The 23,705-nt window shown below is 72.1% G+C and carries 23 protein-coding genes; 9 read left to right on the top strand and 14 right to left on the bottom strand.

All coding sequences use genetic code 11. From position 1 onward, the window contains the following. Positions 1–54 precede the first annotated feature (54 nt). The 11 genes from hpnE to IGS69_RS30125 all read right to left on the bottom strand — a co-directional run bounded on the left by hpnE (position 55) and on the right by IGS69_RS30125 (position 10,876). Positions 55–1,467: a hydroxysqualene dehydroxylase HpnE gene (hpnE, locus tag IGS69_RS30170; RefSeq protein WP_190903624.1), complete on the bottom strand. Its 1,413-nt coding sequence runs from the start codon at positions 1,465–1,467 to the stop codon at positions 55–57. Continuing rightward, positions 1,464–1,598, bottom strand: coding sequence for a DUF6380 family protein (locus tag IGS69_RS35265; protein WP_353784410.1), 135 nt, complete (start codon positions 1,596–1,598; stop codon positions 1,464–1,466). The genes hpnE and IGS69_RS35265 overlap by 4 nt, the downstream gene beginning before the upstream one ends. Continuing rightward, positions 1,595–2,545: a presqualene diphosphate synthase HpnD gene (gene hpnD, locus IGS69_RS30165; RefSeq protein ID WP_190903623.1), complete on the bottom strand. Its 951-nt coding sequence runs from the start codon at positions 2,543–2,545 to the stop codon at positions 1,595–1,597. Before hpnD ends, IGS69_RS35265 begins: the two co-directional genes overlap by 4 nt. Beyond that, on the bottom strand, positions 2,542–3,444 hold the full coding sequence (gene hpnC / locus IGS69_RS30160) for a squalene synthase HpnC (RefSeq protein WP_190903622.1): 903 nt from the start codon (positions 3,442–3,444) through the stop codon (positions 2,542–2,544). The genes hpnD and hpnC overlap by 4 nt, the downstream gene beginning before the upstream one ends. A gap of 361 nt (positions 3,445–3,805) precedes the next feature. Further along, positions 3,806–4,585, bottom strand: a complete 780-nt coding sequence (locus IGS69_RS30155; protein WP_190903621.1) for an ABC transporter ATP-binding protein — start codon at positions 4,583–4,585, stop codon at positions 3,806–3,808. After that, positions 4,578–5,507 (bottom strand): ABC transporter permease, encoded by a 930-nt coding sequence (locus tag IGS69_RS30150; protein WP_190903620.1) that lies wholly within the window; start codon positions 5,505–5,507, stop codon positions 4,578–4,580. Before IGS69_RS30150 ends, IGS69_RS30155 begins: the two co-directional genes overlap by 8 nt. A gap of 106 nt (positions 5,508–5,613) precedes the next feature. Beyond that, the gene (locus IGS69_RS30145) at positions 5,614–6,486 is read right to left on the bottom strand and encodes a glycosyltransferase family 2 protein (RefSeq protein ID WP_190904704.1); all 873 of its coding nucleotides are present in this window, start codon (positions 6,484–6,486) and stop codon (positions 5,614–5,616) included. Positions 6,487–6,491: 5 nt separating this feature from the next. Beyond that, a complete protein-coding gene (locus IGS69_RS30140) occupies positions 6,492–7,271 on the bottom strand; it encodes a CDP-alcohol phosphatidyltransferase family protein (protein WP_190903619.1) in 780 nt (259 codons plus the stop codon). Next, positions 7,249–8,310 carry an iron-containing alcohol dehydrogenase family protein gene (locus tag IGS69_RS30135; protein WP_190903618.1) on the bottom strand — a complete coding sequence of 354 codons (1,062 nt, stop codon included), beginning with the start codon at positions 8,308–8,310 and terminating at the stop codon, positions 7,249–7,251. The genes IGS69_RS30140 and IGS69_RS30135 overlap by 23 nt, the downstream gene beginning before the upstream one ends. After that, positions 8,298–9,050: a phosphocholine cytidylyltransferase family protein gene (locus IGS69_RS30130; protein ID WP_190903617.1), complete on the bottom strand. Its 753-nt coding sequence runs from the start codon at positions 9,048–9,050 to the stop codon at positions 8,298–8,300. Before IGS69_RS30130 ends, IGS69_RS30135 begins: the two co-directional genes overlap by 13 nt. After that, positions 9,047–10,876 (bottom strand): DUF5941 domain-containing protein, encoded by a 1,830-nt coding sequence (locus IGS69_RS30125; protein WP_190903616.1) that lies wholly within the window; start codon positions 10,874–10,876, stop codon positions 9,047–9,049. Before IGS69_RS30125 ends, IGS69_RS30130 begins: the two co-directional genes overlap by 4 nt. Positions 10,877–11,155: 279 nt before the next feature. Between IGS69_RS30125 and galE the strand changes: the two genes are divergently transcribed. The 3 genes from galE (at position 11,156) to idi (ending at position 14,096) form a co-directional block, all read left to right on the top strand. Continuing rightward, positions 11,156–12,127 carry a UDP-glucose 4-epimerase GalE gene (gene galE / locus IGS69_RS30120; protein ID WP_190903615.1) on the top strand — a complete coding sequence of 324 codons (972 nt, stop codon included), beginning with the start codon at positions 11,156–11,158 and terminating at the stop codon, positions 12,125–12,127. Between the two features lie 147 nt (positions 12,128–12,274). Further along, complete coding sequence (locus tag IGS69_RS30115; RefSeq protein ID WP_190903614.1) at positions 12,275–13,210, top strand: cation diffusion facilitator family transporter; 936 nt, start codon at positions 12,275–12,277, stop codon at positions 13,208–13,210. A gap of 292 nt (positions 13,211–13,502) precedes the next feature. Continuing rightward, positions 13,503–14,096, top strand: a complete 594-nt coding sequence (idi, locus tag IGS69_RS30110; RefSeq protein ID WP_190903613.1) for an isopentenyl-diphosphate Delta-isomerase — start codon at positions 13,503–13,505, stop codon at positions 14,094–14,096. Between the two features lie 24 nt (positions 14,097–14,120). On the opposite strand, the gene IGS69_RS30105 is transcribed toward idi, so the two are convergent. Then, the gene (locus IGS69_RS30105; RefSeq protein ID WP_190904703.1) at positions 14,121–14,627 is read right to left on the bottom strand and encodes an ATP-binding protein; all 507 of its coding nucleotides are present in this window, start codon (positions 14,625–14,627) and stop codon (positions 14,121–14,123) included. Positions 14,628–14,845: 218 nt separating this feature from the next. Here IGS69_RS30105 and IGS69_RS30100 point away from each other — a divergent pair, with 218 nt between their 5' ends. The 5 genes from IGS69_RS30100 (at position 14,846) to IGS69_RS30085 (ending at position 19,905) form a co-directional block, all read left to right on the top strand. Next, positions 14,846–15,601, top strand: coding sequence for an enoyl-CoA hydratase/isomerase family protein (locus IGS69_RS30100; protein WP_190903612.1), 756 nt, complete (start codon positions 14,846–14,848; stop codon positions 15,599–15,601). Positions 15,602–15,704: 103 nt separating this feature from the next. Further along, positions 15,705–16,580 carry an SCO6745 family protein gene (locus IGS69_RS30095; protein WP_190903611.1) on the top strand — a complete coding sequence of 292 codons (876 nt, stop codon included), beginning with the start codon at positions 15,705–15,707 and terminating at the stop codon, positions 16,578–16,580. A 67-nt stretch (positions 16,581–16,647) separates the two neighbouring features. After that, on the top strand, positions 16,648–16,773 hold the full coding sequence (locus IGS69_RS35000) for an LPFR motif small protein (protein WP_267889763.1): 126 nt from the start codon (positions 16,648–16,650) through the stop codon (positions 16,771–16,773). 99 nt (positions 16,774–16,872) lie between these two features. Further along, entirely contained in the window at positions 16,873–19,272 is a 2,400-nt protein-coding gene (locus IGS69_RS30090) for a Tex family protein (RefSeq protein WP_190903610.1), read from the top strand. Between the two features lie 84 nt (positions 19,273–19,356). Continuing rightward, positions 19,357–19,905, top strand: a complete 549-nt coding sequence (locus IGS69_RS30085; RefSeq protein WP_190903609.1) for a putative glycolipid-binding domain-containing protein — start codon at positions 19,357–19,359, stop codon at positions 19,903–19,905. Here the strand turns inward: IGS69_RS30085 and IGS69_RS30080 are convergent. Continuing rightward, positions 19,902–21,542, bottom strand: coding sequence for an ABC-F family ATP-binding cassette domain-containing protein (locus IGS69_RS30080; RefSeq protein WP_190903608.1), 1,641 nt, complete (start codon positions 21,540–21,542; stop codon positions 19,902–19,904). The two genes, IGS69_RS30085 and IGS69_RS30080, sit on opposite strands and share 4 nt — an antisense overlap. Positions 21,543–21,571: 29 nt before the next feature. After that, on the bottom strand, positions 21,572–22,594 hold the full coding sequence (locus IGS69_RS30075) for an oxidoreductase (protein ID WP_190903607.1): 1,023 nt from the start codon (positions 22,592–22,594) through the stop codon (positions 21,572–21,574). A gap of 66 nt (positions 22,595–22,660) precedes the next feature. Here IGS69_RS30075 and IGS69_RS30070 point away from each other — a divergent pair, with 66 nt between their 5' ends. Beyond that, a complete protein-coding gene (locus IGS69_RS30070; RefSeq protein ID WP_190903606.1) occupies positions 22,661–23,611 on the top strand; it encodes an NAD(P)/FAD-dependent oxidoreductase in 951 nt (316 codons plus the stop codon). The last annotated feature ends 94 nt before the right edge of the window (positions 23,612–23,705 follow it).

Genomic DNA, 23,705 nt, shown 5'->3' with positions numbered 1-23,705 from the left:
TTGTTGCGGTACCGGGGGTGCGGGGGCCGCCTGCCGCGCCGGCCTGGGCCGGCATCATGCCGCCTCCTCGAACTCGAAGAGGGCGTGCGGACGGGGCCGGCCCAGGGCGCCCAGCACGGCGTCCGCCGCGCTCACACCACTGCGGACCGCACTCTCCATGGTCGCGGGCCACCCGGTGGCGGTCCACGATCCGGCCAGGTAGAGGCCGGATGCCTGGGTGCGGGCGCGGGGCCTGAGGCGCCCGACGCCGGGGGTGGGAGCGAACGTGGCGGTGCGCTCCCGGGTGACGAAGAAGTCCCTCACGTCGGCGCCGCGGGCCAGGGGCAGCAGCCGCTCCAGCTCGGGCAGGTACCGCTCGCGCAGCACGGCCACGGGCGCGTCGATCTCGTCCTGGGCGACCGACTGCGACAGGGCGAGGTACTGGCCCTCGCGCAGCCCGGACGCGTCGGTCCGGTCGAAGACCCACTGCACGGGGCTGCCCAGGGCGGCGAAGAACGGCCGGCTGAGGACCCTGCGGTCGTACACCACATGGACGTTGAGGATCGGCGCGGTGCCGATCTCCAGGAGCCGCTCGGGCGCGTCGAGGGCGCCCGCCGGCAGCAGGTCGTGCGCCTCGCGCTGCGGTACGGCGAGGACCACCGCGTCGGCCTGAAGCGTCTCGCCGGGGACCTGGACGGTCCACTGCCCGTCCGCGGTCGCGCAGACGGAGGTGACACGGGTGCGGAGTTCGGTGCGGACACCCGCGGAGTCGAGTGCCTTGCGGGCCAGCCGGTCGTGCAGGTCGCCCAGCGGGACCCGGGCCCAGCCGATGTCGGCCGCGCCCGGGTCGGACAGCAGACCGGTCTTGAAGACCATCGCGGCGAGCGCCAGGGAGGCGTCGGAGGCGACCGCGTTGAGGGTGGCGATCCCGACCAGGTCCCACAGGGCCTCGACGGCGCGCGGCGACTGGCCGTGCGCGGCGAGCCAGCTGCCGAAGTCCTGGGTGTCCAGCGCCGGGTCGGCGAGGTCGAGCCCCTTGAGCGCGAGTGCGGCCCGGCCCACCTTGGCGCGGTCGGCGAGCGAGAGGTGCGGGTAGGAGGCGAGGCTGCGCCCGAGGTGCAGCGGCACGGGCAGGGCGTCCCTGCGCAGCCTGCCGAGGCGGCGCCCCTCGGGCCGGGCGAGGTCCAGGACGGGTACGTCGAGCCGGTCCTGCAGCGGCGCCAGCGCCGCGCCCTCGATGCGGTCGAGGAACCAGCGGTAGGCGGTGCAGCAACGCAGGTAGACGTGCTGGCCGTTGTCGACGGTGAGATCGCCGCGCTGGAAGGAGAAGGCCAGACCGCCGAGCCGCGGCCTGCCCTCCAGCAGGGTGACGCGCACTCCGGCGTCGGCGAGCGCGAGCGCGGTGGTGACACCGGCGAGCCCGCCGCCCACCACGACGGCGTGCCCCGCCTGTGCGGCCGGCCTCCCGGACCGGGTGCCGTGAGTCATCGCGCCCCCTCCCCCAGGGCCGAGGCGTGCTGTTCGAACGGTGCACGACCGGCCGTCTCCGTCAGGGACGCGGCCCCGCGCCGGAGGGTTGCCCGCCGCTTTGTGCCGACGGCGGCCTCTGTGTCCCTCACGCACGCCTCCTGACGGTCCGCCGGGTCACGTGCCGGGCGTCGAGACCCGACAGGCCGCGCACGGCGACGTAGGCCTTCTCCCGCCCGGGCAGGGAGACCCGGCCGCGCAGCACGGCGTCCGGGTCGCGCTCGATGCGGTCGAGGAGGCGGCGGTAGATGCCGGCCATGGCGGCGACACAGGCGCCGCTGCGCCGGTCGAGCATGGGGAGCAGCCGGTAGCCCTCGGCGAACAGGGCGCGGGCCCGCCGCACTTCGAAGTGCACGAGGCCCGCGAAATCGGAGCCCTCCGGCGGCCGCGGGCCGCTGAAGCCGGCCGAGCAGCCGAACTTGGCGAGATCGTCGGCGGGCAGATAGGTCCGCCCGCCCACGGCGTCCTCGCGGACGTCTCTGAGGATGTTGGTGAGCTGGAGTGCGAGCCCGAGCGTGTCGGCATACTCCGGCGCGCGATCAACGCCACGCGCCCCCGGTTCCGTGCCGAACACGCCGAGCGAGAGACGTCCGATGGCGCCCGCGACGCAACGGCAGTAGACCTTCAGGTCGTCCCAGGTCTCATAGGTCTCGCCGCGGACGTCCATCAGGACGCCGTCGATGAGCTCGTCCAGGCCGACGAGCGGGATCGGGAAGTGCCCGCCCGCGTGCGAGAGGGCGACCGCGACCGGGTCGGTGTCGTCCTCCCCGACCTCGTCCTCGCGGATCCGGGTGAGCAGCGCCCGGGTCTCCTCCAGCCTGGCCGTCTTGACGTCGTCGGCGAGCGCGCCGTCCCCGATGTCGTCGACCCGCCGCGAGAACGCGTACAGCGCCGACATCGCGCGGCGCTGCGGCGTCGGCAGCAGCCGGATGCCGTAGGCGAAGTTACGGGCCTGCCGCCCGGTGACGGCCTCGCAGTAGCTGTAGGCGGCGAGTACCGGTGGGGACGCGTGTGGTTCCGACTCCACGGTCCGGATCACCCCTCTCCTCGCAGAGTCACGCCCACCTCACGCAGCAACCGGAGCTTGCCGGGCTTGGGCGGGCCGGGAAGTACGTCGTACTCGGCGGCGGCGATCGCGTGGACAGCCGCCCTTCCCCCCGCCACGAAGCCCGCGAGCAGCAGTTTCAGCCTGCCGTGGACGCTACCCACCAGGGGGGCGCCTTCATTCAGCAGATCCCGGGCCCTTTGCGCTTCGTACGCGATCAGCGCACGGACGGACGCTCCGGCGCGGTTCGTGGCGAGATCCGCTTCCTCGACGTGGAAGCGTTTCATGTCGGCGGCGGGCAGATAGACGCGGTCGCGGCCGAGGTCCTCGGCGACGTCCTGCAGGTGCTCGACGATCTGGAGGGCCGTGCAGATCATGTCGGAGCGGCGGATCCGCTCGGGCGTCGAGGTACCGGTGACGGCGAGGACCAGGCGGCCGACGGGGTTGGCCGAGAGCTCGCAGTAGGCGAGCAGGTCGTCGTACGTCTCGTAGCGGCCGACCAGCTGGTCCTGGCGGTTGGCGGCGATCAGGCCGAGGAACGGCTCGGGGGTCAGCGAGCAGCGGCGCACGGTCGGCTGGAGGCGGCGCAGCAGGGGATGGCGCGGGGTCGCGTCGAAGACGCGGCGCAGGTCGGCCTCGAAGGCGTCCAGCAGGACCAGGCGGTCGTCGGCTGCGCGCGGGGAGACGCCGAGCAGGCGGGCGTCGGCGCCGCCGGGGGCGAGGTCGCCGTCGCCGATGTCGTCGACCAGGCGGGCGAAGCCGTAGACGGCCATGAGGTCGGTGCGCCAGGCCCGGGGCAGGAAGAAGGGGGCCACCGGGAAGTTCTCGCCGGCGGCCTTGTCGAGCGTGCCGCGCTCCGCATCGACGGGGCGCGCCGTGCCGGTTCCCGTCACCGTGGGCTGCCCGGCCCGGGGACGGCACGTGCTGCGTGGAGCTGGGGAGTTTCCGTAGCCATCGCCGTCACATCTCCCGTTCTACACTGCCGACCCAATACACACTATTTCGGACACGCCGCCCAGCCGTCCGCACGGTGGTCCGACGGGCGGTGTCGCGCATTATTGCCCTGATTGCCGTGTTTCGGGACCGGTACAGCTTACGTTGTACAACGCGACACGGTTCGCCGGGGCGTTCCGACACATCACGAGAACACACCGATTGGCCCCAAGATTCCTGAGATGGGCCGGAGTTGACGTTTCCTTTGCAGACGCCGGGCCCCGCCGGAGCAGTTCCGTCGGGGCCCTGGCCGAATCCGGACTACTTGCCCGTGAACTTCTCGTACTCCTTGAGCACCTCGTCGGTGGGGCCGTCCATGCGCAGCTCGCCGCGCTCCAGCCACAGGACGCGGTCGCAGGTGTCGCGGATGGACTTGTTGTTGTGGCTGACCAGGAACACCGTGCCGGCTTCCTTGCGCAGCTCCCGGATGCGTTCCTCGGAGCGCTTCTGGAACTTGCGGTCGCCCGTCGCGAGCGCCTCGTCGATCATCAGGACGTCGTGGTCCTTGGCCGCCGCGATGGAGAAGCGGAGCCGGGCCGCCATGCCGGAGGAGTACGTGCGCATGGGCAGGGTGATGAAGTCGCCCTTCTCGTTGATGCCGGAGAAGTCGACGATGTCCTGGTAGCGCTCCTTGATCTCCTCGCGGGACATGCCCATGGCGAGGCCGCCCAATATGACGTTCCGTTCGCCGGTGAGGTCGTTCATCAGGGCCGCGTTGACACCGAGCAGCGAAGGCTGGCCGTCGGTGTAGACCTTGCCCTGCTCGGCGGGGAGCAGGCCGGCGATGGCCCGCAGCAGGGTCGATTTGCCGGAGCCGTTGGAGCCGATCAGACCGATGGCCTCACCGCGGTACGCCACGAAGGAGACACCGCGCACGGCGTGCACCTTGCGTACGCCCCGCTCCTCGCCACGCTTGACGATGCGGCTGAGGGCGGCGGTGGCACTGCCCTTGCCGGTCTTGGCGCCGTTGACGCGGTAGACGATGTGGAGGTCGTCCGCGACGACGGTGGGGATGCGTGCGTCCTGTTGCTGCTCAGCCACGGCCGTACCTCTCCTCCGCCTTCCAGAAGTACACGAAGCCGCCGATGGCGAAGAGCACGGCCCAGCCGCCCGCGGCCGCCCAGACGTGGTCGGGCATGTACCTCGAGTCGTACTCGTCGATGAGGGCGAAGCGCATCAGGTCCATGTAGATCGCGGCGGGGTTCCACTGCAGGACGTTCGCGATCCACTGGGGCTTGTCCTCCAGGAAGATCGGGATGGAGAACATCACCCCGGACGCGTACATCCACGTCCGCATCACGAACGGCATCAGCTGCGCGAGGTCGGGGGTCTTGGCGCCCGCCCGGGCCATGATCAGCGCGAGGCCGGTGTTGAAGCAGAACTGCAGGACGAGCACCGGCACGATCAGCAGCCAGGACAGATCCGGGTAGTGGCCGAAGCCGACCGCGACGGCGAACAGCACGATCATCGAGAACAGCAGCTGCTGGAGCTGCTGCAGCGCGAAGGAGATCGGCAGCGAGGCGCGGGGGAAGTGCAGGGCCCGGACCAGGCCGAGGTTGCCGGAGATCGCGCGTACGCCGGCCATCACCGAGCTCTGCGTGAAGGTGAACACGAACACGCCCGTGACCAGGAACGGGATGTACACCTCGCGGGGCAGGCCCCGGTCGGCCTCCAGGAGCAGGCCGAAGATGAAGAAGTACACGGCCGCGTTGAGCAGCGGCGTGGCCACCTGCCACAGCTGGCCGAGCTTGGCCTGGCTGTACTGGGCGGTCAGCTTCGCCCGGGAGAAGGCGAGGATGAAGTGCCGCCGGTCCCAGAGCTGACGGACGTACTCGATGAGGGTCGGCCGGGCGCCGCTCACGGTGAGCCCGTGCTTGGCGGCGAGTTCCCTCGCCGTGAGGCCCTCGTCGGGCGCCGCGGGCGCGCTCATCGCGACCGTGGCGTCGTGCGTTGTCTCACTCACTAGTGGAAACTTTCGTCTTCGAGATGCTCGGCCTGTACCGGGTCCGGCATGAGCCGGGGCCAGGGTACGGCCCGGGGGCTCCCGGGTTTTCCCGGATACGAGCTTGTCAGATGACGGGGGGCCGGCCCAGCCGGGTCAGCCGCCACACCGTACGCCACTTCATGGGCCGGCGGGGGCCGCACGAGGTGGTCCAGCCCTCACGGAATCCGCCGAACCAGGCCCGCAGCGCGCTGCGGGAGGGGCGGCGCAGCAGAGTGAGCAGCAGCCACACGCCGAGGTAGACGGGGACGAGCGGCGCGGGGAGGTTGCGGCGGGCCAGCCAGACGCGGTTGCGGGCGACCATGCGGTGGTAGACCGCGTGCCGCGAGGGAGCGGTCGTCGGGTGGTAGAGCACCATGTCGGACCGGTAGTCGATCATCCAGCCCGCGTCGAGGGCCCGCCATGCCAGGTCGGTCTCCTCGTGGGCGTAGAAGAACTCGTCCGGGAGGAGGCCGGCGTCGGCGAAGACGCGGGTGCGGACGGCGTTGGCGCCGCCGAGGAAGGTCGTCACGCGCGAGGAGCGCATCGGGTCGGCGGCGCGCAGCCGGGGGACGTGGCGGCGCTGGGTGACGCCGGTCTCCGGGTCGGCTATGCGGAAACTCACGATGCCGAGCTTCGGGTCGGCCTCGAACGCCTTGCGGCACAGTTCGGCGGTGTCGTGGCCCGCGAGCAGTCCGTCGTCGTCCAGGAAGAGCAGGACGTCGACGTCCCGGCCCGCGGGGCCGAAGGCCTCGATGCCGACGTTGCGGCCGCCGGGGATGCCGAGGTTCTCAGGCAGCTCGATGGTGCGCACGCCCTCGGGGACGTCCGGGACGGGCGAGCCGTTGCCGACGACGACCACCTCGACCCGGTCGCCGTCCTGCTTGGCGACGGAGTCGAGGAGGGCGCGCAGCTCCTCGGGCCGGTTGCCCATGGTGATGATGACGGCGCCGACCTTCATGCCGCTCACTTCAGCCTGCTCGAGGCGAGGATGGACACGAGGTGCAGCAGGGTCTGCACCAGCGCGATGCCGGCGAGCACGGCGACGCCGAGCCGGGAGAAGAACAGGTCGCCGCGGATCTGGTCGAGGATCGCCAGCGCGAGGATCAGCAGGGACGCCTCGATGCCGAGGATGAGGCGGTGGAAGTTCAGGGCGGCGGCGGCCTTGCGGGCGAGCGCCATGCCGGAGGAGCGCATCTCGGCGGCGGCCTCCTTGACGGGGGGCAGGCCGGCCTGGTGCCGGGCGACGCCGACGAGGTCGGTCTCCGCCTTGATCAGGACGGCGCCGAGGGCGGCCAGGGTGCCGAGGAAGGCCCACAGCCAGTCGATGCGCCCGCCGCCCCACACGTCGGCGGCGCGCAGGCCGAAGCCGGTGAGCACCGCGGCGTCGGTGAGGTAGGCGCCGACCCGGTCGAGGTAGACGCCGTTGAGGGAGTACTGCTTCTTCCAGCGCGCGATCTCGCCGTCGACGCAGTCGAGCAGCAGATACATCTGGACGCACACCACGCCCAGTACGGCGCCCGCGATCCCCGGCACGAGCAGTGCCGGGGCCGCGAGCACACCGAAGACGGTCATCAGGTACGTGAGCTGGTTGGGCGTGACCCTGGTGTTGACCAGGTAACGGTCGACCCGCAGGGACACCTCACGCATGTAGAGGCGTCCCATCCAGTGCTCACCGCTGCGCCGGTCCTTCACCCCCGGGGGGTGAACGACGGGGCGGAGTTCAGCTACCGATGGCCTTGACATAGTCGGCGTAGATGTCCTTGATCTGTTCGGTGTTCAGGTCGAGGTGTTCGAGGATGGTGTAGCGGCCGGGGCGGGTCTCCGGGGCGAACTCGACGGCTTTGACGAACTCGTCCGTCGTGAAGCCGATCTCGTCCGGCAGCACGGGCAGGCCGTGCCGGCGCAGTACCTCGGCCATGTACGCGGACTCCTCGTGCGCCTCGCGCAACCACATCGCGAAGGCCGCGCCGAGTCCGCACTGCTCGCCGTGGGAAGCGGCGCGTTTGGGGTACAGCAGGTCGAAGGCGTGGTTGATCTCGTGGCACGACCCCGAGGCCGGCCGCGAGTCACCCGAGATCGACATCGCGACGCCGGTGAGGACGAGCGCCTCGGCGAGCACCTGGAGGAAGCCGTTGTCGCCGACTCCCGCCGGGTGCCGGAGCACCGCCTCGCCCGCCTGGCGGGCCATGGCGGAGGCGAGTCCGTCGATCTTCTCGCCCTTGACGCGGTTGGCCAGTTCCCAGTCGGCGATCGAGTTGATGTTGGAGATCGCGTCACCGATGCCCGCGCGCACGAAGCGCACCGGGGCCTCGCGGATGACGTCCAGGTCGATGACGACCGCGATCGGGTTCGGCACGCCGTAGGAGCCGCGGCCCGCGTCGTTGTCGAGGGTGGCGACCGGCGAGCACAGGCCGTCGTGCGCGAGGTTCGTGGGCACGGCGACCAGGGGCAGGCCGACGCGTGCCGCGGCGAACTTGGCGCAGTCGATGATCTTGCCGCCGCCGAGGCCGACGACCGCGTCGAAGTGGCCGGCCTTTATGTCGCCGGCCAGCCGGACCGCGTCGTCGAGGGTGCCGCCGCCGACCTCGTACCAGGTGGCGCCGGGCATGCTCGGCGAGATGCGCTCGCGCAGCCGGGCGCCCGAGCCGCCGCTGACGGCGACGGCGAGACGGCCGGAGTGCGAGATGCGCTCGTCGGCGAGGACACAGGCCAGGTCGTCGAGGGCACCCGGGCGGATGTCGACGACGAGCGGCGAGGGGATGAGCCGGGTCAGTACTGGCACGCGATCTCCCGTCCGCGGGCGAGATCGTCGTGGTTGTCGATCTCCACCCACTTGACGTCGCCGATGGGCGCCACGTCGATGCGGAAGCCGCGGTTGACCAGTTCCTGGTAGCCGTGCTCGTAGAACTGCTGCGGGTCGGTCTCCCAGACGGCCTTGAGGGCGTCGGCGAGCTCGGGGGCGGCGTCGCCCTCGATCAGCGTGACGCCGATGTACTCGCCGGTGGCCTCGGCCGGGTCCATCAGCTTGGTGATCTTCGTCATGCCCTTCTCGGGGTCGACGACGACCTTCATCTCCTCGTCCGCGAGCTGCTTGACCGTGTCGAGGGCGAGGATGATCTTCTTGCCGTCGCCGCGGGCGGCGAGCAGCGTCTTCTCGACGGAGACCGGGTGGACGGTGTCGCCGTTGGCGAGGATCACCCCGTCCTTGAGGGCGTCACGCCCGCACCACAGGGAGTAGGCGTTGTTCCACTCCTCGGCCTTGTCGTTGTCGATGAGGGTGAGCTTGAGGCCGTACTTCCGCTCCAGGGCCTCCTTGCGCGCGTACACGGCCTCCTTGCGGTAGCCGACGATGATCGCGACCTCGGTGAGACCGATCTCGGCGAAGTTGCCGAGGGTCAGGTCGAGGACCGTGGGTTCGCCTTCTATGCCCGCGGGGCCCACCGGCACCAGTGCCTTGGGCAGGGTGTCGGTGTAGGGGCGCAGACGCCGGCCGGCGCCGGCCGCGAGCACGAGGCCGATCATGCGGTTTCTCCTTCATCGTGTACGGCGGGTGCGCCGCCCTGGTGGGCGCCGACCCAGAAGCGGATGCTCTCGACGAGCACCACGAGGGCCACAGCCCCGGCCAGTGCCGTGAGCGCGACCTTGAACTGCGAGGCGGTGAGCAGCGCGGCGAGGACGGTGACGAGCAGCGTCCGTCCTTCGTGTCCTCCGATGGAGCGCACCAGCCAGGCCGGGGGTGCTCCGGCGTCGCCGCGGATGCGGTAGACGGTGTCGTAGTGATGGTAGGCGACCGCGGCCACCAGCCCGAAGGCCGCGGGAAGGGCTCCGTTCACGTCCGCCTTGGCCGCCAGGACCAGGACCGTGCCGTACTCGGCGGCGCGCAGGAACGGAGGGACCAGCCAGTCGAGGGCGCCCTTCAGGGGGCGGGCGACGGCGAGGCCCGAGGTCACGGCGTAGCCGAGAGCCGCGACGACCGGCCAGGGGCCGCCGAAGTCCGTCAGCGCCGCGGTGAGGACGACAGCGAGGCCACCGAGCAGGGCGATGACGGGGGCGGCGAAGCCCGGCAGCCCGCGGGCGGGCTTCTTGAGCGCCTCCGCGAGGCCCTGGGCGAGGGGGCCGCTGTCGGCGAGGTCGGCCAGGGCGCCGGCCGCGCGGTCGGTCCGCCTGGCCTTCCGCGTCAGGGAGCGCAGCACCCGCCCCGCCGTGGTGTACGTCGCGGCGAAGGCGCAGCCGCCGAGCAGCGCGTAGAAGGTGATGCGGGGGGTTGTGACCGCCGTGAGCACGGCGATCATCGCCCAGCGCTCGCCGATGGGCAGGACGATCATCCGCCGTACCCACACCGTCCAGCCGACGCTGTCGAGCTTGTCCGAGAGGGCGGCGGTGGGGCTGGCCAGCGACAATTTACCGAGCGCGGTGGCGTCGTGGTTGGCCTCGTTGAAGGAGAAGTCCACGACGTGCCGGCAGGTCTGCAGGACCATGGCGCCGAGGGCGAGGGCCCATACGTCGTCGCCACCCCGGGCGGCTCCGAGGGCGAGCCCTGCGTAGTAGGCGTACTCCTTGGCCCGGTCGAAGGTGGCGTCCAGCCAGGCGCCGAGCGTGGAGTACTGCAGGGAGTAGCGGGCGAGCTGGCCGTCGGTGCAGTCCAGGACGAAGGACGCGATCAGCAGGACCCCGGCCGCGACGAAGCCGCCGCGGGTGCCGGTGGCCGCACACGCCGCCGCTATGAGGGCGGTGAGCAGGGAGGCCGTGGTGACCTGGTTGGGGGTCAGGCCACGGCGGGCGCACCAGCGGGCGATGTAGCGGGAGTAGGGGCTGATGCAGTAGGTGGTGAAGAAGCCGTCGCGGGCCTTCACGGCCGACTTCAGGCGGACGGCCTCGTCGTCGACGTCCGCCACCGCCTGCCGTGCCTCGTTGCGGGCCTGGGGATCGGCGGGGACGGCGGCGACCAGGCTGCCCAGCTCGGGGCGGTGCACGCCGGTGCCGTCGGCGTCGAGGGCGGTGAGGATGCGGTCGGCGAGGCTGTCGACCAGGGTGGTGCCGCCGCCGGCGGAGTTCTCCCGGGCCATCGCCCGGGTCAGGGCCTGGCGCCCGGCCGACTGGGCCGTGACGGCACCGGGGATCCCGGCGAGCGGGAAGCGGGGGTCGGTGAGGCCGAGGCGCAGCGCGTGCACGTGCCCCACGAAGCGGGCGTCGACCAGGGCGACCCGCTCGTCGCCTGGCACCTCGGCGAGGAGGGTCTCGGCCTCGGCGGCGTCGGCCGCGATCCGGAGGTCGAACCCGAGAGAACGCAGGTCGGCCTCGATCGACGATCCGGGGACCGGCTGGCCGGTGAGGATGGCGGTCGACAACCGAATTCACTCCCTGGGTACCGACGCGTCCGTGCCGGTGATGTGCATGGTGGGGGCGCCTTCTCCGGTGGCTCCCGGGCGGCATGTCGGCAGAGGCTATCGGATGCCGGGAAGGCCACGTTCACCGCCCGTTCGGCGGATGGATCGACATGGTTCGCACAAGCCCCTGCCGCGATCATCATCGTGGATCCGGGGGCCGCCCCACAAACCGCGCCCCTCCTATGCGGACATCGGGGACATTGCACAGGCGGTCATCGTGTCCGCATAGGGTGGGCGACCATGACGTGGCTGATCACCGGCGGTGCCGGCTATATCGGAGCACATGTGGCCAGGGCCATGGCCGAGGCCGGGGAGCGCGTCCTCGCCCTGGACGACCTGTCGGCCGGGGTGCCCGCGCGGCTCCCGGCAGAAGTCCCGCTCGTGCGGGGTTCCTCACTGGACGGGGAGCTGCTGAAGCGGGTCTTCGCCGAGCACGGCGTGACGGGTGTGGTGCACCTCGCGGCGCGCAAGCAGGTCGCCGAGTCCGTGGCGCAGCCCACGCGCTACTACCGGGAGAACGTCGGCGGTCTGGTGACCCTGCTGAACGCGGTCGCCGAGGCCGGCATCGAGCGCTTCGTGTTCTCCTCGTCGGCGGCCGTGTACGGCGACCCGGGTGTGGACCTCATCACGGAGGACACGCCCTGCGCCCCGGTGAACCCCTACGGCGAGACCAAGCTCGCCGGGGAGTGGCTGGTGCGGGCGGCGGGCAAGGCGCACGGGATCTCCACCGTATGTCTGCGCTATTTCAACGTGGCGGGCGCCGCCGCGCCGGAGCTCGCGGACACCGGTGTCTTCAACATCGTCCCGATGGTCTTCGACCGGCTGACGCGCGACGAGGCGCCCCGGATCTTCGGCGACGACTACCCGACCCCGGACGGCACCTGCGTCCGTGACTACATTCACGTCGCCGACCTGGCCGAGGCGCATCTGGCGGCGGCCCGGCGACTGGCCGGCGGCGGCATCACGGGCGACCTGACGGTCAACATCGGCCGCGGCGAGGGCGTCTCGGTCCGCGAGCTCATCACGGTCATCGGCGAGGTGACGGGCGACCGCCGGCCCCCGCTCGTCGAGGAGCGCCGCCCCGGCGACGCCCCGCGGGCGGTGGCGTCGGCCGCCCGGGCGGCCGAGGAGCTCGGCTGGACGGCCCGGCGCGGGGTGCGCGAGATGACCGAGTCGGCCTGGCGCGGCTGGCTGCTGCATCACGGCTCCTGACCCTCCGAACCGCCCTGACCTGCGTATCGTTTCCGCAGGTCAGGGCACATGACAACGGTGTTCAGTGCCGCGTTGCACATACCCCCTCCCCGTAGTTCACTGGGGTGCCCGGGCACGATCACGCGGACACAGGAGGCGGGACTTCTCATGGGGGCTGGGCACGATCACGGGCACGCGCACGGCGCGGCCGGCGGTACGGCGACCTCGGCGTACCGCGGCAGGCTGCGGGCGGCCCTGGCGATCACGCTCGGCATCGTGGTCGTGCAGATCGTCGGCGGCACCCTCGCCGACTCGCTCGCGCTCGTCGCGGACTCGGCGCACATGGCGACGGACGCCCTGGGCCTCGGCATGGCGCTGCTCGCGATCCACTTCGCGAGCCGTCCGCCCAGCGAGCGGGCCACCTTCGGCTACGCCAGGGCCGAGATCCTCGCCGCCCTGGCCAACTGCCTGCTGCTGCTCGGCGCCGGCGGTTACGTCGTCTACGAGGCGGTCCAGCGCTTCATCACACCCGCGGGGACCGAGGGCCGGCTGGCCCTGCTGTTCGGTGTGATCGGCCTGGTCGCGAACCTGGTGTCGCTGTCGCTGCTGATGCGGGGGCAGAAGGAGAGCCTGAACGTGCGCGGCGCGTTCCTGGAGGTCGCGGCGGACGCCCTCGGGTCGGTCACGGTGATCGTCTCGTCCGTGGTGATCATGCTCACGGGGTGGCAGGCCGCCGACCCGATCGCCTCGCTGGTGATCGCGCTGATGATCGCGCCCCGGACGTGGAAGCTGCTGCGCGAGACGCTGTCGGTGCTGCTGGAGGCCGCGCCCAAGGGCGTCGACATGGCTCAGGTGCGGTCGCACATCCTCGCGACGGACGGCGTGGAGGACGTCCACGACCTGCACGCCTGGACGATCACCTCCGGCATGCCCGTGCTGTCGGCGCACGTGGTCGTCAGCACGGAGGCCCTGAACGCGATAGGCCACGAGAAGATGCTCCACGAGCTCCAGAGCTGCCTCGGCGACCACTTCGACGTGGAACACTGCACTTTCCAGCTGGAACCGGTCGGGCACGCGGAGCACGAGGCGCGGCTCTGCGACTGACGCGGGTGGCTTCCGGGGTGTGCGAGGCAGGTGGGGCGCACGCCAAGGATGTGCGCCGGGGAACGCAACCCTCCGCCGTACGCCCGCGTCCTGAGCCCCACAGCTCCGGTGGGGACGATTTTCCGCCGGTCCGGCCGGGCACGATCATCTACCGGGTCCCTTTTCCGGTGTCGGACCGGTACCGGCCGCGGTCCGCGTCACCGCGCGGGACATGCGGGCGTGCCGCGAAGTGCCGGGAGTGCCGGATTCGTACGGCAGACTTGGGGCGCGAAGACCGATGTGAAGGATGGGTATGCCGATCACACCTGCTACCGCGACGCACAACCCGTCGAGCGGCACCGCGGACGCGATTTTGCTGGAACTGGTCGACGAGGACGGCGTGACGATCGGCACCGCGGAGAAGCTCGCCGCCCACCAGCCGCCCGGACAGCTGCACCGCGCGTTCTCCGTGTTCCTCTTCGACGAGTACGGCCGGCTGCTGCTCCAGCAGCGCGCGCTGGGCAAGTACCACTCCCCCGGTGTGTGGTCCAACACCTGCTGCGGCCACCCCTACCCCGGCGAGGCGCCCTTCGCGGCGGCGGCGCGGCGCACCTTCGAGGAGCTCGGCGCCTCCCCCTCCCTGCTGGCCGAGGCGGGCACGGTCCGCTACAACCACCCGGACCCGGAGTCCGGCCTGGTGGAGCAGGAGTACAACCACCTCTTCGTCGGCATGGTGCAGGCCGTGGTGCGGCCGGACCCGGAGGAGGTGGCGTCGACGGTGTTCGTGACCCCGCCGGAGCTGGCGGAGCGGCACGCCAAGGACACCTTCTCGGCCTGGTTCATGACCGTCCTGGACGCGGCCCGGCCGGCGATCAGGGAGCTGACGGGTCCGTCCGCCGGCTGGTGATCGCGGCGCCGGCGGGACGGGGGGTCAGGCGAAGCGCGCGGGTTTGAGCGGCAGGGCGGCCCAGATCACCTTGCCGCCGCTCGCGGTGTACTCGACCTCGCACAGGCCGCCCGCCTCCCGGGTGACCTCGCGCACCAGGAGCAGTCCGCGCCCGCCGGTGCGGCCGTGGTCGGTCTCCAGGGCGGTGGGCCGGTACGGATGGTTGTCCTCCACGGACACCCGGAGCCACTCGGCACCGACGGCCAGCTCGACGGCGACCGTCGGCGAGAGCACCGCGGCGTGCTTCACGGCGTTCGTCACCAGCTCCGAGACGATCAGCAGCAGCCCCTGGGCCAGGTCGTCCGAGACTGGCACGCCCTGCCGCAGCAGCAGGTCCCGCACGGCGTGCCGCGCCTGGGGGACCGAGGCCTCGACCGCGGGTGCGGTGAACCTCCAGACCCCTTCGTACGGCAGCGGGTCCGCGGGCCCGGGTCCGAGGGGCGCCGCGCCGTCCTCTGGGCGTGGGCCGGACCCACGCCCGTCGTCGTCCATCGTCCGGTCGCCACCCTCGCGCTCGATTGTCGCCACACCCCGAGTGTTGGTAACGATGCGCCTCGCACCCCGGGACTGAACAGAAGTCAGCAACTATCGAGCGCTTCTGACCGTTGGCGTATGACACGGTCAGTTGTGGGACTGCTCCTGTCCTTGTTGTGCTGTCTCGGCGAACTATTCGGGTTGTACGGGTTTGGCATCCGGATAGCATCCGGCGCATGGAACCGCAGCTGGAGCACCGCGTGACCGACTCGGTCGCGACGGTCGTCATACGTCATCCCGCCAAGCGCAACGCCATGACGGCCGCGATGTGGCGCTCCGTGCCGCCACTGCTGGAGGAGCTCGCCGGGGATCCGGAGGTGCGGGCGCTGGTGCTGACCGGTGAGGGCCGGACGTTCTGCGCCGGGGCCGACATCTCGACGCTGCGGGGCTCGCCGGAGGAGGCGCAGGGCCTGGCCGTGCGGGCCGAGGAGGCACTGGCCGCGTTCCCGAAGCCGACGCTGGCCGCGATCCGGGGGCACTGCGTGGGCGGCGGTGCCCAGCTGGCGGCGGCCTGCGATCTGCGGTTCGCCGAGGAGGGGACGCTGTTCGGTGTGACGCCCGCGAAGCTCGGCATCGTGTACCCGGCGTCCTCGTCCCGGCGGCTGGTGTCCCTGGTGGGCCCGGCCACCGCCAAGTACCTGCTGTTCTCCGGGGAGTTGATCGACGCGCAGCGGGCGCTGCGCACCGGGCTGGTGGACGAGGTGCTGCCGGAGGGCGAACTCGGCAAGCGGGTCGCGGAGTTCACCCGGGTGCTGGTGTCGCGTTCCCAGCTGACGCAGGCGGCGGCCAAGGAGTTCGCGGACGGCCGTACGGACCGGGACGCGCACTGGGCCGGGCAGGCGCGCGGGAGCGGCGACACCGCGGAGGGTGTCGCCGCGTTCCTGGAGCGCCGGCAACCGCGGTTCGGCTGGAGCGTGCCCACGTCAGGATGACGCCGGAGTGCTCGCGGCACACGCAAGGACCAGTAGCCCACCTTTCCTGCCATCCGGTCCAGGGCCATGGAGTACATACCAAGCGGTTGGTAACCTGCCGGGCATGACGACTGCCGCTCTGGAGCCGCGCGCCGGCCGACGCTGCCACAACATGCTCAACTCACTGCACTCGACGCACTACTTCTCCCCCGACCTCGGGCGGGAGCTGGGCGCTCTCGGGGTCACCCATCCGCGTGCCGTGAACTTCGCCGTTCGGGCCGCCGCCTTCGGTCCGGTCGGCCCCGGCCCGGTGGCGGCGGCCTTCTACAACTACAAGTACGAGCTGGTGGCCCGGCACGTGCCGGCGGTGTGGGAGACCGCCGCACCCGCGCAGGTCCTCGCGGCACGCGCGCGTGCGGTCGACGCGACCCTGCGCCGCCTGCTCGGCGAGGAGGCCCTGGCGTCGGCGGAGATGGCGGAGGCCGCGCGGCTCGCGCTGCGCGCCGCCGAGGCCTGCTCGCGCGCGGCACGGCCGCTGTACGCCGCCCACGCCGACCTCCCCGTCCCCGAGAACCCGCACCTCGCCTACTGGCACGCGGCGACCCTGCTGCGCGAGCACCGGGGCGACGGGCACCTGGCCGCCCTGATGTCCGCGGGTCTCGACGGCCTGGAGGCGATGGTGACCCACACGGCGACGGGCAAGGGCATGACCCCGAAGTGGGTGTGCGCCACCCGGGGCTGGAGCCGGGAGGACTGGGACGCGGCGACGGAGCGGCTGCGGGACCGCGGACTGCTGGACGCGTCCGGCGACCTCACCGAGCGGGGCGTCGCCCTGCGCCGGGAGATCGAGGAGGAGACGGACCGCCTGGACCGCGCCCCGTACGAGCACCTGGGTGCGGAGGGCGTGGCACGGCTGACCGAACTGGGCGGGGTGTTCGCGCACGCGGCGCTGGTGGCCGGGGCGTACCCGGCCGATCTGATCGGCAAGGGTGACGCATAGTGACGCGTCCCTGAGGTACCCGCTCTCCACCGGCCACCGCGGCCGGGAGTGGAGAAAGGGGAATTTCGTGTTCCGTGCTATCGCAGACGTGCTGCGCCAGATCGGCGGCGCCATCGCCACCGTCGTGACGCTTCCCTTCCGGGCCCTGGCCCGGCTGTTCGGCGGGGCCTCGTCCTCCACCCGCAGGGCCTGACCCGGACCACGACCTGCCGGGTACCGCCCTGATCCCCGGGTGTCGGCGCCACCTGCCACAATTGCCGCGCAACCTCAGTGGAGAAGGCGGTACGGGATCGTGACGACACCCGGGTCCATCGGGTCCATCAACGCAGTGTCCATCGAAGGCAGGATCGCCGAGGAGCTCGGCGTACGGGAGCGGCAGGTCAGGGCCGCCGTGGAACTGCTCGACGGCGGTTCTACGGTGCCCTTCATCGCCCGCTACCGCAAGGAAGCGACGGAGATGCTCGACGACGCGCAGCTGCGCACCGTCGAGGAGCGCCTGCGCTACCTGCGGGAGCTGGAGGAGCGGCGGGCGGCGATCCTGGAGTCGGTGCGCGAGCAGGGCAAGCTCACCGAGGAGCTGGAGGCGAGCATCCGGGGCGCCGAGACGAAGGCGCGCCTGGAGGACATCTACCTCCCGTACAAGCCCAAGCGGCGCACCAAGGCACAGATCGCCCGTGAGGCCGGACTCGAGCCGCTGGCGGAGGGGCTGCTCGGCGACCCGTCGGTCGAGCCCCTCGCCGCGGCCGCCGCGTTCGTCGACGCCGACAAGGGCGTCGCCGACCCGCAGGCCGCCCTGGACGGAGCCCGGGCGATCCTCACCGAGCGGTTCTCGGAGGACGCCGACCTGATCGGCGAACTGCGCGAGCGCATGTGGGTGCGCGGGCGGCTGGCCGCCAAGGTGCGGGACGGCAAGGAGGAGGCGGGGGCCAAGTTCTCCGACTACTTCGACTTCGCCGAGCCGTTCACGGACCTGCCCTCCCACCGCGTCCTCGCGATGCTGCGCGGCGAGAAGGAGGAGGTCCTCGACCTCGTCCTGGAGCCCGAGGAGCATACGGACGGCCCCTCCTCGTACGAGGGGATCGTCGCCCACAAGTTCGGCATCGCCGACCGGGGCCGACCCGGTGACAAGTGGCTGAAGGACACGGTCCGCTGGGCGTGGCGCACCCGCATCCTCGTCCACCTCGGCATCGACCTGAGGCTGCGGCTGCGCACGGCCGCCGAGGACGAGGCGGTGCGGGTCTTCGCCGCGAACCTGCGCGACCTGCTGCTCGCCGCCCCCGCGGGCACACGCGCGACGCTCGGCCTGGACCCCGGTTTCCGTACGGGTGTGAAGGTCGCCGTGGTCGACGCGACCGGCAAGGTCGTCGCCACGGACGTCATCCACCCGCACGTGCCAGCCAACCGGTGGGACGAGGCCATCGCCAAACTGGCCCGGCTCGCGAAGGAGCACGCGGTCGAGCTGGTCGCCATCGGCAACGGCACGGCCTCCCGCGAGACCGACAAGCTCGCCGGGGAACTGATCGCCAAGCACCCCGAGCTGAAGCTCACGAAGGTGATGGTGTCCGAGGCCGGGGCGTCGGTGTACTCGGCGTCCGCGTTCGCCTCCCAGGAGCTGCCCGACAGGGACGTGTCGCTGCGCGGCGCCGTGTCGATCGCCCGCCGGCTCCAGGACCCGCTGGCCGAGCTGGTGAAGATCGACCCGAAGTCCATCGGCGTCGGCCAGTACCAGCACGACCTGTCCGAGGTGAAGCTGTCGCGCTCGCTGGACGCGGTGGTGGAGGACTGTGTGAACGGCGTCGGGGTGGACGTCAACACCGCGTCGGCCCCGCTGCTCGCCCGGGTCTCCGGCATCACCTCCGGGCTCGCCGAGAACATCGTGGCGCACCGGGACCAGAACGGGCCTTTCAAGGCCCGCGGCGAGCTGAAGAAGGTGACGCGGCTCGGCCCCAAGGCGTACGAGCAGTGCGCGGGCTTCCTGCGGATCCGCGGCGGCGACGACCCGCTGGACGCGTCGAGCGTGCACCCCGAGGCGTACCCGGTGGTCCGGCGCATGGTGAAGACCGCCGGGCAGGAGGTCGCCTCGCTCGTCGGCAACACCGGGGTGCTGCGCTCGCTGAAGCCGCAGGACTTCGTGGACGAGACGTTCGGTCTGCCCACCGTCACCGACATCCTGAAGGAGCTGGAGAAGCCCGGCCGCGACCCGCGCCCGGCCTTCAAGACGGCCGCCTTCAAGGAGGGCGTGGAGAAGATCTCCGACCTGTCGTCCGGGATGATCCTGGAGGGCGTCGTGACGAATGTCGCGGCGTTCGGGGCGTTCGTCGACATCGGCGTCCACCAGGACGGTCTGGTGCATGTCTCGGCGATGTCCAAGACATTCGTGAAGGACCCGCGGGACGTGGTGAAGCCCGGCGACATCGTCAAGGTGAAGGTGCTCGACGTCGACATCCCCCGCAAGCGGATCTCGCTGACGCTGCGTCTGGAGGACGAGGCGGCGGCCTCGCAGGGCCAGGGCGGCGGCTCCGGTGAGCGTCGGCAGCGGGGCGGGCGTCCGCCGCAGCAGCGGCAGGGCGGGCGTGGCGGTGGCGGCGGCCGTGGTGGCGGTTCGCGTCAGGCGCCTCCGCCGGCCAACAGCGCGATGGCTGACGCGTTGCGTCGGGCGGGGCTGGCGGACCCCAAGGGCGGCAAGCGCTGACGGCTCCGCCGTGGGGGCCGTGGGGAGCTGCGGGGCCGTTGTGGCCGGTCGCGCAGTTCCCCGCGCCCCTGAAATGGTGAAGGTATGTCTGCCATCACCTGGGAAGTGTTCGCGAGCCGGGGGTTCGAGACCGCCTGGCCCGAGCAGGGGGACGGCGTGTTGCGGGCGCGCGGGCGGGCCGTCGGTATCGAACCCGAGCCGTACTGGGTCACGTACGAACTCGACACGGCCGACGGGTTCGTGACCCGTGGCCTGCGGGTGACGGCCGAGACCGCGGGCGGACTGCGCACGCTCGACCTGCGGCACGACGGTCACGGCCGGTGGACCGCGGACGGCGAGCCGCTGCCGGACGTCGGCGGAGCCCTCGACTGCGATCTCGGGCTGTGCCCGCTCACCAACACCATGCCGGTGCTGCGGCACCGGCTCCACCAGGAGCCCGGCGAGCGGGAGTTCCTGATGGCCTGGGTGTCGGTGCCGGACCTGGCCGTGCGCCCGTCGCGGCAGACGTACACACATCTGCGGCCGGGGCACGTCCGCTTCTCCTCGGGCGACTTCCGCAGCGATCTGGAGTTCGACGAGGCCGGGTTCGTCGTCGACTACCCGCAGCTGGCCACGCGGCTGACGGCCCGTTAGCGCTCCGTCACCTTGCCGTCCGCCACCTCCAGGCGGCGGGTGACGTGCACCGCGTCCAGCATGCGGCGGTCGTGGGTGACCAGCAGGAGGGTGCCCTCGTAGGCGTCGAGCGCCGACTCCAGTTGCTCGATGGCGGGCAGGTCGAGGTGGTTGGTCGGCTCGTCGAGGACCAGGAGGTTGACGCCCCGGCCCTGGAGCAGCGCGAGGGCGGCGCGGGTGCGCTCGCCCGGGGAGAGGCTCGTCGCGGGGCGCAGGACGTGGTCCGTCTTGAGGCCGAACTTGGCCAGGAGGGTGCGGATCTCGACCGGTTCGGTGTCCGGGACGGCCGCGCGGAAGGCGTCGAGCACGGACTCCTCGCCGTGGAACAGCTTGCGGGCCTGGTCCACCTCGCCGAGCAGGACGCCCGAGCCGAGCGCGGCGTGCCCGGCGTCCAGCGGGACGCGGCCGAGGAGGGCGGCGAGCAGCGTGGACTTGCCGGCGCCGTTCGCGCCGGTCACCGCCACCCGGTCCGCCCAGTCGATCTGCAGGGAGACGGGGCCGAGGACGAAGCCGCCGCGGCGCACCTCGGCGTCCCGCAGGGTCGCGACGACGGCGCCCGAGCGCGGGGCCGACGCGATCTCCATGCGCAGCTCCCACTCCTTGCGGGGCTCCTCGACCACGTCGAGGCGCTCGATCATGCGCTGGGTCTGGCGGGCCTTCGCCGCCTGCTTCTCGCTGGCCTCGCTGCGGAACTTGCGGCCGATCTTGTCGTTGTCGTTGCCCGCCTTGCGGCGCGCGTTCTTCACGCCCTTGTCCATCCAGGAGCGCTGCGTCTGCGCGCGGTCCTGGAGGGCCGCCTTCTTGTCGGCGTACTCCTCGAACTCGTCGCGGGCGTGCCGGCGGGCGACCTCCCGCTCCTCCAGATAGGCCTCGTAGCCACCGCCGAAGAGGTTGATCTGCCGCTGGGCCAGGTCGAGTTCGAGGACCTTGGTGACGGTGCGGGTGAGGAACTCGCGGTCGTGGCTGACGACCACCGTGCCGGCGCGCAGGCCGCCAACGAAGCGTTCGAGGCGCTCCAGGCCGTCGAGGTCCAGGTCGTTGGTCGGTTCGTCGAGGAGGAAGACGTCGTAGCGGGACAGGAGCAGGGAGGCCAGACCCGCGCGGGCCGCCTGGCCGCCGGACAGGGACGTCATCGGCTGGTCCAGGCCGACGGCGAGACCGAGGCCGTCGGCGACCTCCTCGGCACGTTCGTCGAGGTCGGCGCCGCCCAGGCCGAGCCAGCGCTCCAGGCTGGTGGCGTAGGCGTCGTCCGCGCCGGGTGCCCCGTCGACCAGGGCCTGGGTGGCCTCGTCCATGGTCCGCTGGGCCTCGGCGACGCCGGTGCGGCGGGCCAGGAACGCCCGGACGGTCTCACCGGGGCGGCGGTCCGGCTCCTGCGGGAGGTGGCCGACGGTGGCGGTCGGCGGGGACAGGCGCAGCTCGCCCTGCTCGGGTGCGGTGAGTCCGGCGAGCATCCTGAGCAGGGTGGACTTGCCCGCGCCGTTGGCCCCGACCAGGCCGATCACGTCGCCGGGCGCGACGACGAGGTCGAGTCCGGTGAACAGGGAGCGGTCGCCGTGGCCGGCGGCGAGGTTCTTGGCGACGAGGGTGGCAGTCATCAGAGCGCCGATCCTAACGGCCGGGCCGCTCAGTGGGTCACGGCCGCCACCAGGACGCTTCCGGAGGTGCGCGCCACGACGAAGGACCGGCCCCTGACGGCCTTCGCGTCGAGGGCGACGCGGTGGCGGCCGGTTTCGAGGACCCCTTCGAAGATCTCGTGGGTGTGGGAGCGCGAGAGCCGGTCGAGGCGGTACGCGGTGAGGGTGACGCGGCAGGTGGAGGTGACCTCGATGTCCGCGCCGGCGTCGGTCGCGGTGAGGCCGGTGAGGCGGCGCCGGTCGGCCGGGCTGCGGTCCAGGGCGTGTTCGATCTGGGCGACGAGGAGCGGGACGATCGGGGCGAGGCCGTCGACAAGGGCGACCGGGACCCCGGCGCGCTCGAAGGCCCGGCGTACGGCGGCACGTTCCCGCTCGCCGGCCGCGTGACCGAAGGCGACGGCGCCGTAGCCGCGGAGTTCCTCGGCGGGTACGCCGTCGGCGTCATGGGCGATGTCGGCGCCGACGCCGATGGTGCGCAGGGCCGCGGCGAGCTTGGCGAGGACGGCGACGCGGGCGCCGATCAGCAGGACGCGGCGCCGTGGGTCGGGGGCGGAGCCGTTCAGCAGGGCGCTCAGCGCGGTCCGGTACTCGGCGCCGCGGAAGCGGAACGGGCCGATGCCGTGGTAGCCGTTGAGCTCCAGGTCGGCGTGGTCGTCGGTCTGCCAGGCGAAGTCCCGCCAGATGACGTCCTCGCCGTCGCCCTGGATGACGGCGGTGACGGCGCCGCAGGCCAGGTCCTCGCACTCGGGGCAGCCGTAGACGACGTACCGGCCGCCCGGTAACGGGGCCGGGCTCTCCAGGAGCAGGCTGCGGACCTGTGCGGTGAAGATCGCGGGCGGGACGTCGGACGCGAGCGGGGAGACCGCGTCGAGGTCGGAGAGCTGGAACAGCAGCGGGCGTCCGTCGACGATGAAGTCCACGAAGTCCCGGTGGACCTGGTAACCACCGTCGTTGAGGACTCCCCCGGCCCGCATCGCGGGAGCCAGGCCGAAGGTCGCATACTCGGCACACATACGGTGAGTATCCCCACACTGCCCGTGATGTGAGCACGGCATGACACATTCCGCTACGGTCCGGGCATGGCGAGTGAGTCGAGTGGCGAGATCGTGGTGGTCGGCGGCGGGGTGGTCGGGCTGACGACCGCCCTGGTCCTCGCGGAGCGGGGCGCGTCGGTGCGGGTGTGGACGCGGGACGCCGTCGAGGCGACCACCTCCGCCGTTGCGGGCGCGCTGTGGTGGCCGTACCGGATCGAACCGCTCGCGGCGGCACGCGCATGGGCGCTGCGGTCCCTGGAGGTGTACGAGGACCTGGCGGCGCGGGCGGAACCGGCCGGCGTACGCATGGTCGAAGGGGTACTGGGCGAGACGGGTCTCGACGAGGCCGACGGGTGGCTGGCGGGCCGGGTGCCGGGGCTGCGGGCGTCCACGACGGACGAGTACGCGGGTACGGGCGTCCGGGCACGGCTGCCGCTGATCGACATGCCGGCGCATCTGCCCTGGCTGCGGGAGCGGTTCGTCGCCGCGGGCGGTGTGGTCGAGACGCGTACGGTGTCCGCCTTCACGGAGGTGGACGCGCCGGTCGTGGTCAACTGCACGGGCATGGCCGCGCGGGACCTGGTGCCCGACCCCTCCCTACGGCCCGTGCGCGGGCAGTTGGTCGTCGTGGAGAACCCCGGGATCGACACCTGGCTGGTCACCACGGACGCGGCCGGGGAACACGCGTATCTGTTCCCGCAGCCGGGCGGTCTCGTCCTCGGCGGTACGTCCGAGGAGGACGCGTGGTCGCTGGAGCCCGATCCCGCGACGGCCGAGGCGATCGTCCGCCGCTGTGCGGCACTCCGGCCGGAGATCGCCGGGGCCCGTGCGCTGGAGCACCGGGTCGGGCTGCGGCCCACCCGGCCGGCGGTCCGGCTGGAGCGCGAGGCCCTGCCGGACGGGCGGCTCCTGGTGCACAACTACGGCCACGGCGGCGCGGGCGTCACCGTGGCCTGGGGCTGCGCGCAGGAGGCCGCCCGGCTGGTCACGGGCTGAGGCGAGGCGGGGCGCGCCCCGCCAGGGGCGCGGGGAACTGCGCGACCAGCCCCTACGGTCCACAGTTCGACGGACCATCCCGCCGACCCGCACC

The sequence above is a fragment of the Streptomyces tuirus genome, assembly GCF_014701095.1.
In the GTDB taxonomy this organism is placed as follows: Bacteria; Actinomycetota; Actinomycetes; order Streptomycetales; family Streptomycetaceae; genus Streptomyces; species Streptomyces tuirus.
This window is presented reverse-complemented; position numbering and strand designations above follow the sequence as displayed.